Here is a 16,038-nt window from a genome sequence, read left to right as displayed (position 1 = left end):
GAAGGCGGAGAACAACTGAGGTGACAGGCCCTGGCCCGCGGCCACTACCCTGTGCCTCGTGACCACCGTTCGCCTGCCCCTCTTCCCCTTGAACTCGGTGCTGTTCCCGGGACTCGTCCTCCCGCTGAACGTCTTCGAGGAGCGTTATCGCGCCATGATGCGGGAGCTGCTGAAGACGGGCGACGACGAACCGCGCCGCTTCGCGGTCGTCGCGATCCGCGACGGCCGGGAGGTCGCGCCGACCGCGCCCGGCCTGCCGGACCAGACGGCCCTGCCCGAGCGCGGCCCGACGGCCGGCTTCGGCGCGGACCCGATCCAGGCCTTCCACCGGGTGGGCTGCATCGCGGACGCGGCGACGATCCGGGAGCGGGAGGACGGCAGCTTCGAGGTCCTCGCGACCGGTACGGCCCGGGTCCGCCTGCTGTCGGTGGACTCCTCGGGCCCGTACCTGGTCGCGGAGCTGGAGGAGCTCCCGGAGGACGGGGGCGAGGGCGCGGGCGCGCTGGCGGAGGGGGTCCTGCGGGCCTTCCGGAACTACCAGAAGCGGCTGGCCGGAGCCCGGGAGCGGTCCCTGTCCTCGCCGGCGGACCTGCCGGACGAGCCGTCGGTGGTCTCGTACCTGGTGGCGGCGGCGGCCGTACTGGACATCCCGGCGAAGCAGCGGCTGCTTCAGGCGCCGGACACGGCGACGCGGCTCGCGGAGGAACTGAAGCTGCTGCGCGCGGAGACGGCGGTCATCCGCCACCTCCCGTCGCTCCCGGCGGTGGACCTGACGCGCGCGCCGACGAGCCCGAACTGATCGCGAAGGACCGATGGCGAAGAAGAAACCCCCGGCGGGTACGCCGGCGATCGTGGCCCTGACCTCCGCCCGGGCGGAGTTCACGGTGCACGCGTACGAGCACGACCCGGCGCACCCCTCGTACGGCGAGGAGGCGGCGCAGGCCATGGGGGTCTCCCCGGACCGGGTCTTCAAGACGCTGGTCGCGGACGTGGACGGCGTGCTGACGGTGGCGGTTGTCCCGGTGTCGGGCAGCCTCGACCTGAAGGCGCTGGCGGCGGCGGTCGCGGGGAAGCGCGCGTCGATGGCCGACCCGGCGCTGGCGGAGCGCACGACGGGGTACGTGCTGGGCGGCATCTCCCCGCTGGGTCAGCGCAAGCGGCTCCGCACGGTGGTGGACGAGTCGGCGCAGGCCCATGCCACGATCTGCGTCTCGGCCGGCCGCCGCGGCCTGGAGGTCGAGCTCCCGCCCGCCACCCTGACGACCCTGACGGGCGCCACCCTGGCCCCCATCGCCCGCCCGTAGCCCGCGCAGCGGCCCGGCCCCCCGACCGGTCCGAGGGTCAGCCTCGCGGGGGCTCGGGGGTGGAGGGGTCCGACGGGGTCGGCCCGTGGACGTGGGGCGGGGGGTAGGCCTCCCAGGCCTCGTCCGCGGCCGGGTCCGGGTCCTGGGGGGACCACAGGGCCGTCAGGCCGAGGTGGACGGCCACGGCGACCATCGGCCAGACCAGCAGCACCCCGCGCGCCAGCAACTGCAGGGGCGCATCGAACGGCACTGCCTTCCCCGCCTTCAGCGCAGCCGCGGCCACGTCCGCCGACGGCCCCAGCCACAGCCCCAGCCGCCACCCCACCAGCGCGGCGAAGCCGGACCCGATCGCCAGGCCCACGACCAGCGGGACACCGCCCCGGCGCCGCCACAGGAACACGAGCACCGCGCTCAGCACGCCGAACCCCAGCGACAGCAGGAAGAACGTCCCGTCGGCCCCTATCCGGGCCTCGCTCTCGCTGCTCCGCAGGAAGACGGCCTCGCCGTTCGACACGTACTGCGCCCTCGGCGCCAGCCACATCCACAGCAGTCCGAGCAGCACCCCCGCCACCCCGGTCACCAGGGCCACGGCGGCCCCGTCGCGGATGTCCCCCGGGGTGATGCCCGCGGCGGAGCCGCCCGGCTTCCCGGGCGGCAGCGGCGGTTCGAACGGGGACGGCGTGGTCACGGCTTCGGTCACCCCCACATCGTGCCAGGTGCCCGGCGCGTCGGCGTCAGCGGCTTCGGCTCAGCGGACCGACGCCCGCCGGTACGCCCACGTCGCCGCGGCCAGCGAGAGGACCCCCACCGCCCCGCACACCCCGAGGTCCAGCCCGACCGCCGCCCAGTCCGGATGCGGCGCGAAGGTCCGCGCGAAGGCCTCCACCCCGTACGTCGACGGCAGCAGGTCCCGCGCCCACACGATCACGTCCGGCATCCGCTCCGGCGGCAGCACTCCCAGCAGCAGCGCGGCCGACATGCCGAGCTGCCCGGCCAGCGTGGCCAGCTCCTGCCGCGGTGCCAGCAGCCCGAGCGCCGCGCCCAGCCCGGCCAGCGCGGCCCCGGCCAGCGGCACCACCGCGGCCAGGATCCACAGCCCGCCCATCGGCAGCCCGAACAGCAGGCATCCGAACACCGCCGTCACCAGCGTGCCCGGCAGTGTGAAGGAGGCGTACGCGGCGGCCGCGCCCAGCACCACCGAGGCGGGCGGCACGGGCAGCGTGGCGTAGTGGTCCAGCCCGCCGCTGGCCCGCAGCTGCCCGAAGTACTGCGCGAGCAGGTTCAGCGCGACGAAGGCGACGACCAGCACGGACGAGCCCGCGACCACGGCCCGGGCCTCCGAGCCCCCGTCCACCACGCCCCGCATCAGGATCATGATCCCGACGGACTGGAAGGTGGCGACGAACAGCAGCGGGATCCGGGACACGCGGGCCCGGGAGAGCTGCGCCCGGTACACGGCGGCCAGCGACGGGAAGAGCCGCGCCCGCGGTGCGAGCACCCCGACAGCGGTCCCGACAGCCCCGACAGCAGTGGTGCTCACGACTTCACCAGACCCTTCGTCGTACGCCCGCCCAGCGCGAGGTAGACGTCCTCCAGGCTCGGGGTCGCCAGCGTGAAGTCGTCGAGGGCGGCGAAGGCCGGCCCGCCCGTCACCGCGGCCACCGCGGCGCGCGCCTCGTCGGGCTCCAGCCGCAGCACCCACCGGCGCCCGGCCTCGGCGGCCGCCGGCGCGAGCGCCGCGACCTCCGGTACGTCCAGCGGCGGCGCGGTGCGCCACACCAGCTCGAGCCGGACCTCGCCGGAGACGCGGGCCTTCAGCCCGGCCGGGGTGTCGCAGGCGATGACCCGGCCCTGGTCGATGACGGCGACCCGGTCCAGGACGGTCTCGGCCTCGATGACGTTGTGCGTGACGAGCAGGACGGTGGCCCCGTACTGCGCGCGGCGCCGGTCCACGGCCGCCCACACGGCCCGCCGGGCCACGGGGTCCATGCCGGTGGTGGGCTCGTCGAGGACCAGTACGGGCCGCTCCCCCACCAGTGCGGCGGCGAAGCAGGCGAGACGCCGCTGCCCGCCGGAAAGCTTCTTCAGGGGCCGCCCGGCGATCGGGGTCAGCCCGAGTTCCTCGAGTACGGCGTCCCGCTCGGCCCGCGCCGTCCGTACGTCGAGCCCGCGCAGCCGTCCCGTGGTCTCGGCGGCCAGCGCCACCGTGAGCTCGTCGAGGGCGGTGGACTCCTGCCCCAGGTAGGCGAGCAGCCGGGCCGCCCGCTCGGGGTGGCGTACGAGGTCGTGGCCGAGCAGGGTCACGGCGCCGGAGTCGGGCCGCAGCAGGCCGGTGAGCTGGCGGACCAGGGTGGACTTGCCGGCGCCGTTGGGGCCGAGCAGGCCGAAGATCTCGCCGCGCCGGACGTCCAGGCAGATCCCGTCGGTGGCCCGGGTCTCGGGCAGGGCGGGCGCCCCACGCCGGCCCCGTACCGCGGGATACGTCTTGACCAGGTCACGCACCACGCAGACCACGTCGGAGGCCGCGTCCGCGGCCGCTGCCGTACTCGGTCGTGCTGATGCTGTGCCCGTACTCACGAGGGAGCAGCCTACGCGGCTTCGGCCCCTACTCCGCTGCCGGGGTCGGCGGCCCCGCGGGCACGATGGAGGGTGTGACGGCCACGTGCTCGGCGGCCGCGCGGACGTCGATCTCCCGCCAGAACCCGGCGCGGATGGCGTAGCGGTCGTGCTCGTCGATCTGGTCGTCCTTGTGGGCGAGCAGCCCGAACCGGGCGGCGTAGCGCAGCAGCTCCCCGTCGATGCGGTGCGGGATCCGCGGGTACATCGTCGCGAGTTTCTGCAGGTGGACGGTTTCCGGGAGGCGTTCCATCCAGCGCCGGGCGAAGACCTGGCCGACCTCGAAGGGGTCGCCGCCGACGGTGGTGATGTCCTCCTCGCGGTCGGCCCAGCGCTGCTCGGCGCTGGTGAGCTGGGCGAGGGTGGGCAGCGAGGCGGTCTCGGCGGGTTCGCCGAGCGGCCCGGCCCGGTCGATCCAGCCCTTGTCGGAGGACCAGCGCAGGGCGCTGCCGGCCGGGGGCTGCTGGGCGGCGGCGCCGTGGGCTCCGGCGGGGCCGGGCTGCTGGCCGGGGGCACGCAGCGAGCCGGCGAGGTCCTTGGGCGTGGGGACGGCCTTGCCCCCGGCGGCGGGGGCGGGCACGGGGGCGCCGTTGCCCTCGGGTGCGGCGGCGGGGGCTCCGGCGCCGTTGCCGCCGGCGCTGCGGGCGGCCTCGGCGAGGGCCGCCTCGGGCAGCGGGGCGGAGAGGATCGCGGCGATCTCGGGGCGCGGCGCGGGAGGCGGTGCGCACAGTCCGGCGAGGTCCTTGGCGCGGACGGCCCGGGTGATCCAGGCCCGGTCCAGGACGCGGCGCTCGTCGGCCTCGGCGACGAGGTCCTCGGACTGGTTGTAGTCGCCGTCGGCGGCCTGGACGGCCCACAGGTGGACGGCGACCCCGTGCTCCTTGGCGGACATCAGGCCGGGCAGCAGGTCCCCGTCGCCGGTGACGAGTACGACGTCGGAGCAGGCCCGGTTGCGGGCCAGCTCGGTGAGCTCGGCGTGCATGGCGGCGTCCACGCCCTTCTGCGCCCAGCGGCCGTCGCTGCGGGTCAGGGCACCGAGGCGGACGGTGACGCGGGGCATGACGCGCAGCCGCCGGTGCTCGGGCTGGGGGACCCGGTCGGGTGCCCCGTCGAACCAGTAGATGCGCAGGAGGGGCTGCTCGGTGTCGGCCTCGGCCCGCTCGCGCAGGCCCTGGATGAGGGCGGCATGGTCGACCGTGATGCGGGAGCGGGAGGGCTCTCCGGCGAGAAGACTGGCGGCGGCGCCCAGCAGATAGCCGGCGTCCACCAGGACGACGCAGCGGTCCACGCGTACCACCCTCTTCCCTGGGGATCCTCTGTGTTTGTCGCGGGTTCCCCGAGTCTGCCCGACCGCAAGGGTGTTGACGGCCGGAACTCGATCATCGGCGTGGCGGATCCTCCGGGCGTGCGCGGAACCGGGGTTCCCGGCTACGCGCAGTAAAGATCCAAAATGCGCGGTTTGTGGTGGCGTGTGAGGGTGAAGGCGGTCCTGGCCCCTAGACCCTCACGGAGGCTCCACCATGGCCAAGAACAAGAACCGCCAGCACGAACAGAAGCAGCAGCCCCGCTCGTCGTCGCAGGATCCGTCGAAGAGCTCGACGGAATCCGTGTCGGAGCCGTCCGGCAGCAGCCCTAGTCCGATGGACATGGCCCGCAAGGGCAAGCAGAAGAAGTTCGGCCACAACTGACGCCTCCGCGAGCACCGCGCACGAGGGCGCGCCCAGAGCTCTGGGCGCGCCCTTCTTCCGTGCGGCTGCGTACGCAGGCTCCTGCGGGCGGCGTCAGCCGGCCAGGCAGGACGGCCCGAGGAGCACCTTGAGGTCGCCGAAGAGCGCCGGGTCGGGCTGGACCCGGTGCTTGTCGAGGCGCAGCACGGTGGTGGACCGCGGTCCCTGGAGCTTGATCCGGACCTCGGTGTTGCCCTTGTGGTGGCGAAGGATCTCGCCCAACCGGGTGACCATCGGAGGAGTGACCTTGACCGTCGGGATGGTGAGGACGACGGGCGCGTTCGTCCCGGCCGAGGAGAGGTCGGGGACCATCATCTCCATGGCGACGAGCCGGGGGATGTCCTCGCGCTTGTCGAGGCGGCCCTTGACGAAGACGACGGTGTCCTCGACCAGCTGGGTGGAGACGAGCTGGTAGGTCGCGGGGAAGAACATGCACTCGATGGATCCGGCGAGGTCCTCGACGGTGGCGATGGCCCAGGCGTTGCCCTGCTTGGTCATCTTGCGCTGGAGGCCCGAGATGATGCCGCCGATGGTGACGACGGCGCCGTCGGAGTGCTCGCCGCCGGTCAGCTGGGAGATGCCGGCGTCCGTCTTGTCGGAGAGCACGTGCTCCAGGCCGAAGAGCGGGTGGTCGGAGACGTACAGGCCGAGCATTTCGCGCTCCTGGGCGAGCAGGTAGGACTTCTCCCACTCCACGTCCGAGAACTCGACGTCGAGCCCGAAGCCGGGCTCGTCGCTCGCGCTCTCGTCACCCATTCCGCCGAAGAGGTCGAACTGCCCCTCGGCCTCCTTGCGCTTGACCGCGACGACGTTGTCGATCATCGGTTCGTGGTGGGCGACCAGGCCCTTGCGGGTGTGGCCCATCTCGTCGAAGGCGCCGGCCTTGATCAGCGACTCGACGGTCCGCTTGTTGCAGACGACGGCCTCGACCTTGTCCAGGAAGTCGGGGAAGGAGGAGTACTTCCCCTTGGCCTTCCTGGTCTTGATGATCGACTCGACGACGTTGCTGCCGACGTTGCGCACCGCGGTGAGGCCGAAGAGGATCACGTCGTCGCCCTGGGCCGCGAAGTTCGGCTCGGACTCGTTCACGTTCGGCGGGAGCACCTTGATGCCCATGCGCCGGCACTCGTTCAGGTAGATCGCGGACTTGTCCTTGTCGTCCTTGACCGAGGTGAGCAGGCCCGCCATGTACTCGGCCGGGAAGTTCGCCTTGAGGTAGGCGGTCCAGTAGGAGACCAGGCCGTACGCGGCCGAGTGGGCCTTGTTGAAGGCGTAGCCGGCGAAGGGGACCAGGACGTCCCACAGGGCCTTGATCGCCTGGTCGCTGAAGCCCTTCTTCTTGGCGCCCTCCTCGAAGATGACGAAGTTCTTCGCCAGCTCCTCGGGCTTCTTCTTGCCCATCACGCGGCGCAGGATGTCGGCCTCGCCGAGCGAGTACCCGGCGATGATCTGGGCGGCCTTCTGGACCTGCTCCTGGTAGACGATCAGGCCGTAGGTGACCGCGAGCACCTCTTCGAGCGGCCCCTCCAGCTCCGGGTGGATCGGGGTGATCTCCTGCTGCTTGTTCTTGCGCAGGGCGTAGTTCGTGTGCGAGTTCATGCCCATCGGGCCCGGCCGGTACAGGGCCGAGACGGCGGAGATGTCCTCGAAGTTGTCGGGCTTCATCAGGCGCAGCAGGGAGCGCATGGGCCCGCCGTCGAACTGGAAGACACCGAGAGTGTCGCCGCGGCCGAGCAGTTCGAAGGTCTTGGGGTCGTCGAGCGGGAGGCCCAGGAGATCGATGTCGATCCCCTTGTTGGCCTTCACCATCTTGACGGCGTCGTCCATGATCGTGAGGTTGCGCAGGCCGAGGAAGTCCATCTTCAGCAGGCCGAGCGACTCGCAGCTCGGGTAGTCCCACTGGGTGATGGTGACGCCGTCGGAGTGCCGCACCCAGACGGGCACGTGGTCGGTGATCGTCTCGCTGGACATGATCACGCCGGCGGCGTGCACGCCCATCTGGCGGACCAGGCCCTCGACGCCGCGGGCGGTGTCGATGACCTTCTTCACGTCCGGCTCGTTCTCGTACATCGCGCGGATCTCGCCGGCCTCGCTGTAGCGGGGGTGGCTGGAGTCGAGGATGCCGGAGAGCGGGATGCCCTTGCCGAGGACGTCGGCGGGCATGGCCTTGGTGAGCCGGTCGCCCATGGCGTACGGGTAGCCCAGGACGCGCGCGGAGTCCTTGATCGCGTTCTTGGCCTTGATGGTGCCGTACGTGCCGATCATGGCGACCTTGTCGGCGCCGTACTTCTCGGTCACGTACCTGATCACCTCGACGCGCCGACGCTCGTCGAAGTCGATGTCGACATCGGGCATGGAGACGCGCTCGGGGTTCAGGAAGCGCTCGAAGATCAGGCCGTGCGTGATCGGGTCGAGGTCGGTGATGCCCATGGCGTACGCGACGATCGAGCCGGCCGCGGAGCCTCGGCCCGGGCCCACCGCGATGCCCTGGTTCTTGGCCCACATGATGAAGTCGGCGACCACGAGGAAGTAGCCCGGGAAGCCCATCGAGATGATCGTGTCCATCTCGTACTCGGCCTGCTTCATCCGGTCCTCCGGAATGCCCCCGGGGTAACGGCGGTGCATGCCGCGCATGGTCTCCTCGCGGAACCAGCTGACCTCGGTGTGGCCGTCCGGGATGTCGAACTTCGGCATCAGGTTCCGGAACTTGAACATGCCCTCGGTGTCGACCTGGTCCGCGACCAGCTTGGTGTTGGCGCAGCCCTCCTGCCAGGCGTCCGAGGAGTCGATCGCGTACATCTCGTCGGTCGACTTCAGGTAGTAGCCGGTGCCGTCGAAGCGGAAGCGGTCCGGGTCCGAGAGGTTCTTGCCGGTCTGGATGCAGAGCAGGGCGTCGTGCGCGCCGGCCTCGCTCGCGTACGTGTAGTGCGAGTCGTTCGTCACCAGCGGCGGGATGCCGAGCTTCTTGCCGATCTCCAGCAGCCCGTCGCGGACCCGGCGCTCGATCTCGATGCCGTGGTCCATCAGCTCCAGGAAGTACCGCTCCTTGCCGAAGATGTCCTGGTACTCGGCGGCCGACTTCAGGGCCTCGTCGAACTGGCCGAGGCGAAGGCGCGTCTGCAGCTCGCCGGAGGGGCAGCCGGTGGAGGCGATGAGCCCCTCGGACCACTTGGAGATGGTCTCCTTGTCCATGCGCGGCCACTTCGTGAGCCAGCCCTCGGCGTAGGCGTCGGAGGACAGCCTGAAGAGGTTGTTCAGCCCGGTGGCGTTCGCCGCCCAGATCGTCTTGTGGGTGTAGCCGCCGGAACCGGACACGTCGTCGCGCTTCTGGTGGGGCTGGCCCCACTGGATGCGCCGCTTGTTGCGCCGCGACTCGGGGGCCACGTACGCCTCGATGCCGATGATCGGCGTGACCCCCGCCTTCTGGGCGGTGTGGAAGAAGTCGTACGCCCCGTGCAGGTTGCCGTGGTCGGACATGGCGATGTGCGTCATGCCCATCTCGTTGCACGCGTTGAACATGTCCTTCAGCCGCGCGGCACCGTCCAGCAGCGAGTACTGGGTGTGGACGTGCAGGTGCGTGAACGGCGGCTTGGTCACGGCGGGAGGCTCCTGACGGTGGGGGCGGCGGCAGCTATGAATCCTACGTCCCGGGAGTGACAGATCACCGGCACCGGAGGGTACGGTCGGGCGTTGCAGAACCAGGAAGACCCACCCGACGTCCAGTCGGTCAGAACCTGTACCAGCCCGTGCACCAGGAGGCACCCGCCATGGCGGTCCCCGAGACGACGAACGAGCAGCGCGCCGAGCAGATACTCGATGTGTTCGACACCGCATTCGGTGAGCTGCTCGCCGCCGACCCCGCGGCTTTCCAGGTCAAATTCCGCAAGATGGCCGCCTCGGCGTTCGCCTTCTACCGGGGCACGGCCTGCCTCTTCTACGCCGACCTGGAGCGGGACCGGCACGGCGGGCCCTACCTGGACGAGCGCACCGGCCGGGTCTGGATCCACGGCGATCTGCATGCCGAGAACTTCGGCACGTACATGGACTCCAACGGCCGGCTGATCTTCAACGTCAACGACTTCGACGAGGCGTACGTCGGACCCTTCACCTGGGACCTCAAGCGCTTCGCGGCCTCCGTCGCCCTGATCGGCTACACCAAGGCGCTCAGCGACGAGCAGATCGGCGAGCTGGTGCGGACCTACGCGGGCGCCTACCGGGAGCGGATCCACCGCCTCGCGGCGGGTGCCAAGCACGAGGAGGTGCCCTCCTTCACCCTGGACACCGCCGAGGGCCCGCTGCTGACGGCCCTGCGCTCGGCCCGCTCCCGCACCCGCTTCTCCCTGCTGGACTCGATGACCGAGATCCGCGACTACGAGCGCCGCTTCACCTCCGGCGGCGGCTCGATCGAGCTGGACGCGGCCACCCGCTACAAGGTGCTCGCCGCCTTCGACGGCTACCTGGAGACCCTGCCCGACGAGTCCCTCGTCCGGCCGGACTCCTACCGGGTCAAGGACGTGGTGGGCCGCCGCGGCGTCGGGATCGGCTCGGCCGGCCTGCCCTCGTACAACATCCTGCTGGAGGGGCACAGCGACGCCCTGGAGAACGACGTCGTGATCTACCTCAAGCAGGCGCAGACCCCCGCGGTGTCCCGGCACATCACCGACCGGGCGGTACGGGACTACTTCCAGCACGAGGGGCACCGCACGGTGATCTCCCAGCGCGCCCTCCAGGCGCACGCCGACCCGTGGCTGGGCTGGACCGAGCTGGACGGCTCCGGGCAGCTGGTGGCCGAGGTCTCCCCGTACGCGGTGGACCTGGACTGGTCGGACCTGGACGACCCGGAGGAGATCGCGGCCGTGGTCGCGGACCTGGGCCGGGCGACGGCGACCATGCACGCGGCGGCCGACGAGGCCGAGAGCGGGCACTCGCTGGTCCCGTTCTCCACCGAGCGGGCCATCGACGCGGCGATCGCCGCGGACGAGAAGGGCTTCGCGGAGCTGCTGGTCGACTTCGCGCACGCGTACGGCGCCCGGGCGCGCGCCGACCACCAGATCTTCGTGGACCTGTTCCGCAACGGCCGCATCATGCATTGAGCACTGCCGTTCATTGAGCACTGTCGTTCATTGAGCGCTGTCGTTCATTGAGCGCTGTCGTTCATTGAGCACTTTCGGCCGCGGGCCCCGGGCCGGACGGGACCGGGGACCCGTTTTCACAGGGACACGTGGCAGACTCGCGGCGATGGACATATCGAGGGCAGGACTCCGGGGGCTGCGGGCCGCGCTGTTCAGCGCACTCGTCGTGCTGCTCTCGGCCGGCTCGCACGTCCTGATGTCCCGGGTCCCTATGCCGCCCGCGCTGGTGGCCGGGGCCTTCACGGGCGTGTTCCTGCTCGCGTACGCGCTGGCGGGCCGCGAGCGGGGCTTCGGTCCCATCGCCGGGCTGCTGGTTCCGCTGGAGCTGGCCGCCGACACGGTCTTCACCGCAGGCCAGCACGTCTGCTACGGCCCGGCCGGCGGGCCCGTCGCCGGGCCGCTGCGGGCACTGGGCCTGGACGAACTGTGCGGCGGCCCGCCGCTGGGCGGGCCGCTGGCCGAGGTGCCCGGAGCCGTCCCCGACGCGGTGGCCCTGCTGGCCTCGCCCGGGCCCTGGACCCCGTGGCTGCTGCTCGGCGCGCACGTCTCGGTCGGGCTGTTCGCCGCGGCCTGGCTGCGGTACGGGGAGCGCGCCCTGGGCCAGCTGCTGCGCGCCGTGGCCGCCTTCGCGTTCCGGCCGCTGCTGCTGGTGGCGGCCTCGGCGGCGGCCGCCGTCGGCCCGGTGCGGCGGGCGCCGCGCCCGGCCCTTCCGGGCGCGGGGGCCCGTACCCGCTTCCCCGCCCACTCCGTGGGACGCCGGGGACCTCCCGTACGCGGCGCGCTCGGCTGCGCCTGACCCCGTACGGACGTCCCCCCTTTCCTTGTGTCACATCCCACGGAGATCACCATGAGTTCACGCAACAGCCAGGCGAACAAGGCAGCGGCCCGCGACCGGCTGCGTGCCGAGCGCGAGAAGCAGGCCAAGAAGGACAAGGTGCGCCGCCAGGTGCTGGTGGCCGGCGCCGTCGTCGCCGTCCTCGCGCTGGCCGGCGGCATCGGCTACGCGGTCGTGCAGGCCAACCAGCCGGGTGAGTGGGACAAGGCCGCCGACGCCACGCTGGTCGCCCCGAAGAACACCACGGGCGACAACGGCACCACCGTGGTCATAGGCAAGGCCGACGCCAAGAAGACCCTCGAGCTCTACGAGGACGCGCGCTGCCCGATCTGCTCCCAGTTCGAACAGAGCGTGGGCCCGCAGATCAAGAAGGACCTGGACGCCGGCAAGTACAAGATCCAGTACGTCGGCGCCACCTTCCTCGACAAGGGCTTCGGCGGCAGCGGTTCGAAGAACGCGCTGAGCGCGCTGGGCGCGGCGCTGAACGTCAGCCCCGAGGCGTTCCTCGAGTACAAGAGCGCCCTGTACTCCAAGGAGAACCACCCGGAGGAGCGCGACGACAAGTTCGGCAAGGACGACTACCTGCTGAAGGTCGCGGACCAGGTGCCGGCGCTCAAGGGCAACGCCGACTTCAAGAAGGCCGTCGAGGACGGTACGTACAACCGCTGGGCGCTCGAGATGTCGAAGCTGTTCGAGAAGAGCGGCCTCGAGGGCACCCCGTCGCTGAAGATGGACGGCAAGAAGATCGAGATCAAGATGGCGCCGGAGGAGTTCACGGCCGCGGTCGACAAGGCCATCGCGGGCTGATCGGACATATCGAGCCGGACAGGCAGGCGAACTCCCAGAGTTCGCCTGCCTGTTGCTTTGTAAGGGGTGTACCGGCGGTTATACCCATCAGTAATATGACCGCCCGTGACCAGTCATCTCCCCTCCCCCACCGCGGCAACTCCGCGCCGCCGTACGGTCGTCAAGGCCGCTGCGGCCACCGCCGCCCTCGCGCCCTTCGCGACGGCCGCACTGGGCATCTCCCCCGCTTCGGCGGCCTCGAACGGGCCTGCCTTCCTGCACGGCGTCGCCTCCGGTGACCCGCTGCCCGACGGGATCCTGCTGTGGACCCGCGTGACCCCCACCCCCGAGGCCGTGCCCGGCTCCGGCGCCGGCCCGGCCACCGAGGTGGCCTGGGAGGTCGCCGAGGACAAGGTCTTCTCCCGGATCGTCGTGAGCGGCTCGGTCACGGCGACCGCCGCCACCGACCACACCGTCAAGGCGGACGTCCGCGGACTGCGGCCGCAGACCCCGTACTTCTACCGGTTCTCCGCCGGCGGCGCCGTCTCCCCGGTCGGGCGCACCCTGACCGCCCCGGGCCACGACGCGAGCACCCCCGGGGTCCGCTTCGGCGTGGTCTCCTGCGCCAACTGGGAGTCCGGCTACTTCTCGGCGTACCGCCACCTGGCCGCCCGCACCGACCTGCACGCGATCCTGCACCTCGGCGACTACATCTACGAGTACGCGAACGGGGCCTACCCCGAGGCGAAGTACGTCGTACGCGCGCACGAGCCGAAGCACGAGATCCTCACCCTCGCCGACTACCGGACCCGGCACGGCAAGTACAAGACCGACGCCGACCTCCAGGCCCTGCACGCCGCGCACGCGATCGTCGCGATCTGGGACGACCACGAGTTCGCCAACGACGCCTGGTCGGGCGGCGCGGAGAACCACACCCCGGGCACCGAGGGCGACTGGGCGGCCCGCGCGGCCGCCGCCAAGCAGGCGTACTTCGAGTGGATGCCGGTGCGCACCTCCACCGCCGGCACCGTCTACCGGCGGCTGCGCTTCGGCACCCTCGCCGACCTGCACCTGCTGGACCTGCGCACCTTCCGCTCCCAGCAGGCCAAGATAGGCAGCGGCTCGGTGGACGACCCGGAGCGCACCATCACCGGGCGCGCCCAGCTGGACTGGCTCAAGTCGGGCCTCGCGAGCTCGAACGCGACCTGGAAGCTGGTCGGGACCTCGGTGATGATCTCGCCGGTGGCCTTCGCCTCGCTGCCCGCGCACCTGCTGGCCCCGCTGGCGAAGCTGCTGGGCCTGCCCGAGGGCGGCCTCGCGATCAACGTGGACCAGTGGGACGGCTACACGGACGACCGCAAGGAGCTGCTGAACCACCTCAAGGACCAGAAGATCAAGAACACGGTCTTCCTCACGGGCGACATCCACATGGCGTGGGCGAACGAGGTCCCGATGAACATGGCGACGTACCCGGGCTCGGGTACGGCGGCCACCGAGTTCGTGGTGACGTCGGTGACCTCCGACAACATCGACGACCTCCTGCACGTGCCGGCGGACACCGCGTCGCTCGTAGCGGAAGCGGCGATCAAGGCGGCCAACTGGCACGTGAAGTGGCTGGACATGGACTCCCACGGCTACGGGGTGCTGGACGTGACGGCCGAGCGTTCGCAGATGGACTACTTCGTCGTGTCCGACAAGCGGAATCCGGCCGCGACGGCCGCGTGGGCCCGCTCGTACCGCACGCCGAACGGCACGCAGAAGGTGGAGCGGTCGTACCAGCCGGTCAGCTGACGATCTTCTGACGCTCTGTCAATTCTCCTGTTCAGAGGGGCTCCTGGTGCAGACCAGGAGCCCCTTCGGCATCAGAAGCAACAAATCTTTTACGTAAAGGGCTTGCTCAGTGCATGACATGGACACATAAGATTCGCGCCAGCGTGAGGAAAACCCTCACCCCCCACCACGCTTCGCGAGGAGTCAACGTGCGCGCTTCCGCCCGCATATCCCCCATGCTCCGACGCCGCCTCATGGGCACGGCCGTTCTGGCCGGAACCCTGGCGTTCGCCCCGCTCACGGCCCCCACGACCGTGGCCGCGGCCCCCAAGACCGGCTCCGAGGCCTGTGCCGACGCCGGCATCTCCGCCAACGCCCGGGTCGCCCGCCCGAAGGACAACCACGCGGCCGACCCCAACGAGGTGACGGACGCCCAGGTCAAGGCCATGGACGCCGACCTGGCCAAGAAGAGCGCCGAGCTGGGCCCGCAGCGCCAGATGCGCGCCGCCGAGGTGACCGCCGCGACGACCATCCCGGTCTACGTCCACGTCATCACCTCCGGCACCGCCGGCAAGCTGACCGCCACGGACATCAACAACCAGATCGCGGTCCTCAACTCCGCCTACAGCGGCAAGGGCACCGGCAACGTCGACTCGGGCTACCAGTTCTCGCTGGTCTCCACCGACTACACCGACAACGCCTCCTGGTACAACGTCTCGGACGGCACCCAGGCCGAGAAGGACATGAAGAACGCCCTGCGCAAGGGCGGCGCGAACGCGCTGAACCTCTACACCGCCAACCTCGGCGGCGGCCTGCTCGGCTGGGCGACCTTCCCGAGCTCCTACGCCTCGCAGCCGAAGATGGACGGCGTGGTCATCCTCAACACCTCGCTGCCGGGCGGCTCCGCCGCCAACTACAACGAGGGCGACACCGGCACCCACGAGGTCGGCCACTGGATGGGTCTGTACCACACCTTCCAGGGCGGCTGCTCGGGCAGCGGTGACTCCGTCTCCGACACCCCGGCCGAGAAGACCGCGGCGTTCGAGTGCCCGACCGGCCGCGACAGCTGCACCAACAAGACGGGCGTCGACCCGATCCACAACTTCATGGACTACACGTACGACTCCTGCATGTACCAGTTCACGGCGGGTCAGGTGTCCCGCATGAAGAGCATGTGGAGCGCGTACCGCGGCTAGTCACGAATTGAACTGAACTGAACTGAAGCGAATGAGGGGCAGGGCACGCATCGGTGCCCTGCCCCTCGTTTCGTTTCCCCTGCTCCTACAGACCGTCGAGGAAGGCGAGCGCGACCCGCCAGGTCTGCTCCGCGGCCTCCGCGTCGTAGTCGTCGAGCTCCGGGTCCGTGAACAGGTGCCCGGCACCCGGGTAGCGGTGCACCTCCACGTCCGCACCCGCGCGCTGCATCCGCAGGTACCAGGCGGTCAGCCAGTCGTGCGTCTCGAACGGGTCCGGATCCGCGATGTGCAGCTGCACCGGCAGCTCGTCGACCGCGGTGTCCTCCTCCAGGTCCGCCGTCCCGTGCAGGAGCAGCAGCCCGCGCGCCTTCGCGTCGGCCAGCGCGAGGTGCTGGGCGACGGAACCGCCGAAGGAGAAGCCGGCGTAGACCAGGCCCTGGTCGGAGTAGGGGGCGGAGGCCAGCACCGCGCGCTTGAGCAGCTCGTCGCGGCCGATCTCGTCCCGGTGCGCCATGCCCTCTTCGACGGTCTCGAAGGTGCGCCCCTCGAAGAGATCCGGCACCTGGACCTGGTGACCGGCCGCGCGCAGCCGGTCGGCCGCCGCGTGCACCGCGGGCCGCAGCCCGTACGTCGAGTGGAAAAGCATGATGTTCATGCACCCCATCGTGCCAT

General features: G+C 71.0%; 14 protein-coding genes. 8 read left to right on the top strand and 6 right to left on the bottom strand.

Translation table 11 applies throughout. The features are described 5' to 3' along the window. Positions 1–58 precede the first annotated feature (58 nt). Positions 59–799, top strand: coding sequence for an LON peptidase substrate-binding domain-containing protein (locus OG299_RS28475; RefSeq protein ID WP_266630142.1), 741 nt, complete (start codon positions 59–61; stop codon positions 797–799). A gap of 13 nt (positions 800–812) precedes the next feature. Then, positions 813–1,304 carry a Cys-tRNA(Pro) deacylase gene (gene ybaK, locus OG299_RS28470; protein ID WP_266630140.1) on the top strand — a complete coding sequence of 164 codons (492 nt, stop codon included), beginning with the start codon at positions 813–815 and terminating at the stop codon, positions 1,302–1,304. Positions 1,305–1,341: 37 nt separating this feature from the next. On the opposite strand, the gene OG299_RS28465 is transcribed toward ybaK, so the two are convergent. Genes OG299_RS28465 through OG299_RS28450 form a run of 4 tightly spaced genes read right to left on the bottom strand, consistent with a single transcriptional unit; the run spans position 1,342 to position 5,208 of the window. Beyond that, positions 1,342–2,004, bottom strand: coding sequence for a hypothetical protein (locus OG299_RS28465; RefSeq protein ID WP_266630138.1), 663 nt, complete (start codon positions 2,002–2,004; stop codon positions 1,342–1,344). 48 nt (positions 2,005–2,052) lie between these two features. Continuing rightward, positions 2,053–2,844: an ABC transporter permease gene (locus OG299_RS28460; RefSeq protein WP_266630136.1), complete on the bottom strand. Its 792-nt coding sequence runs from the start codon at positions 2,842–2,844 to the stop codon at positions 2,053–2,055. Continuing rightward, complete coding sequence (locus OG299_RS28455; protein ID WP_389871187.1) at positions 2,841–3,881, bottom strand: ABC transporter ATP-binding protein; 1,041 nt, start codon at positions 3,879–3,881, stop codon at positions 2,841–2,843. The genes OG299_RS28460 and OG299_RS28455 overlap by 4 nt, the downstream gene beginning before the upstream one ends. A 28-nt stretch (positions 3,882–3,909) precedes the next feature. Next, on the bottom strand, positions 3,910–5,208 hold the full coding sequence (locus tag OG299_RS28450; protein WP_399848020.1) for an NYN domain-containing protein: 1,299 nt from the start codon (positions 5,206–5,208) through the stop codon (positions 3,910–3,912). A gap of 232 nt (positions 5,209–5,440) precedes the next feature. Between OG299_RS28450 and OG299_RS28445 the strand changes: the two genes are divergently transcribed. Further along, positions 5,441–5,608: a hypothetical protein gene (locus OG299_RS28445; protein WP_266630132.1), complete on the top strand. Its 168-nt coding sequence runs from the start codon at positions 5,441–5,443 to the stop codon at positions 5,606–5,608. Between the two features lie 93 nt (positions 5,609–5,701). Here OG299_RS28445 and dnaE read toward each other — a convergent pair whose 3' ends face one another. After that, positions 5,702–9,244 carry a DNA polymerase III subunit alpha gene (dnaE, locus tag OG299_RS28440; protein ID WP_266630130.1) on the bottom strand — a complete coding sequence of 1,181 codons (3,543 nt, stop codon included), beginning with the start codon at positions 9,242–9,244 and terminating at the stop codon, positions 5,702–5,704. A gap of 170 nt (positions 9,245–9,414) precedes the next feature. Between dnaE and OG299_RS28435 the strand changes: the two genes are divergently transcribed. From OG299_RS28435 to OG299_RS28415, 5 genes are all read left to right on the top strand, one after another. Continuing rightward, positions 9,415–10,740 (top strand): DUF2252 domain-containing protein, encoded by a 1,326-nt coding sequence (locus OG299_RS28435; RefSeq protein ID WP_266630128.1) that lies wholly within the window; start codon positions 9,415–9,417, stop codon positions 10,738–10,740. 145 nt (positions 10,741–10,885) lie between these two features. Beyond that, positions 10,886–11,575 (top strand): hypothetical protein, encoded by a 690-nt coding sequence (locus OG299_RS28430; RefSeq protein WP_327363017.1) that lies wholly within the window; start codon positions 10,886–10,888, stop codon positions 11,573–11,575. Between the two features lie 51 nt (positions 11,576–11,626). Beyond that, entirely contained in the window at positions 11,627–12,421 is a 795-nt protein-coding gene (locus OG299_RS28425; RefSeq protein WP_266630124.1) for a thioredoxin domain-containing protein, read from the top strand. A 105-nt stretch (positions 12,422–12,526) separates the two neighbouring features. Next, a complete protein-coding gene (locus tag OG299_RS28420; protein ID WP_327363016.1) occupies positions 12,527–14,191 on the top strand; it encodes an alkaline phosphatase D family protein in 1,665 nt (554 codons plus the stop codon). A gap of 233 nt (positions 14,192–14,424) precedes the next feature. After that, entirely contained in the window at positions 14,425–15,366 is a 942-nt protein-coding gene (locus OG299_RS28415) for a zinc metalloprotease (protein ID WP_327364606.1), read from the top strand. 85 nt (positions 15,367–15,451) lie between these two features. On the opposite strand, the gene OG299_RS28410 is transcribed toward OG299_RS28415, so the two are convergent. After that, a complete protein-coding gene (locus tag OG299_RS28410; RefSeq protein WP_266630118.1) occupies positions 15,452–16,030 on the bottom strand; it encodes a dienelactone hydrolase family protein in 579 nt (192 codons plus the stop codon). Between the last annotated feature and the right edge of the window lie 8 nt (positions 16,031–16,038).

The sequence above is a fragment of the Streptomyces sp. NBC_01296 genome (assembly GCF_035984415.1).
Taxonomy (GTDB): Bacteria; Actinomycetota; Actinomycetes; order Streptomycetales; family Streptomycetaceae; genus Streptomyces.
Note: the sequence above shows the minus strand (reverse complement) of the source record. Positions and strands in the feature narration are given on the sequence as shown.

Excerpts from the sequence above, each read along its gene's own strand:
- OG299_RS28445 (WP_266630132.1), top strand. The coding sequence starts at position 5,441 with ATGGCCAAGAACAAGAACCGCCAGCACGAACAGAAGCAGCAGCCCCGC.
- OG299_RS28415 (WP_327364606.1), top strand. The coding sequence starts at position 14,425 with ATGGGCACGGCCGTTCTGGCCGGAACCCTGGCGTTCGCCCCGCTCACG.
- OG299_RS28410 (WP_266630118.1), bottom strand. The coding sequence starts at position 16,030 with ATGGGGTGCATGAACATCATGCTTTTCCACTCGACGTACGGGCTGCGG.
- OG299_RS28425 (WP_266630124.1), top strand. The coding sequence starts at position 11,627 with ATGAGTTCACGCAACAGCCAGGCGAACAAGGCAGCGGCCCGCGACCGG.
- ybaK (WP_266630140.1), top strand. The coding sequence starts at position 813 with ATGGCGAAGAAGAAACCCCCGGCGGGTACGCCGGCGATCGTGGCCCTG.
- OG299_RS28430 (WP_327363017.1), top strand. The coding sequence starts at position 10,886 with ATGGACATATCGAGGGCAGGACTCCGGGGGCTGCGGGCCGCGCTGTTC.
- OG299_RS28435 (WP_266630128.1), top strand. The coding sequence starts at position 9,415 with ATGGCGGTCCCCGAGACGACGAACGAGCAGCGCGCCGAGCAGATACTC.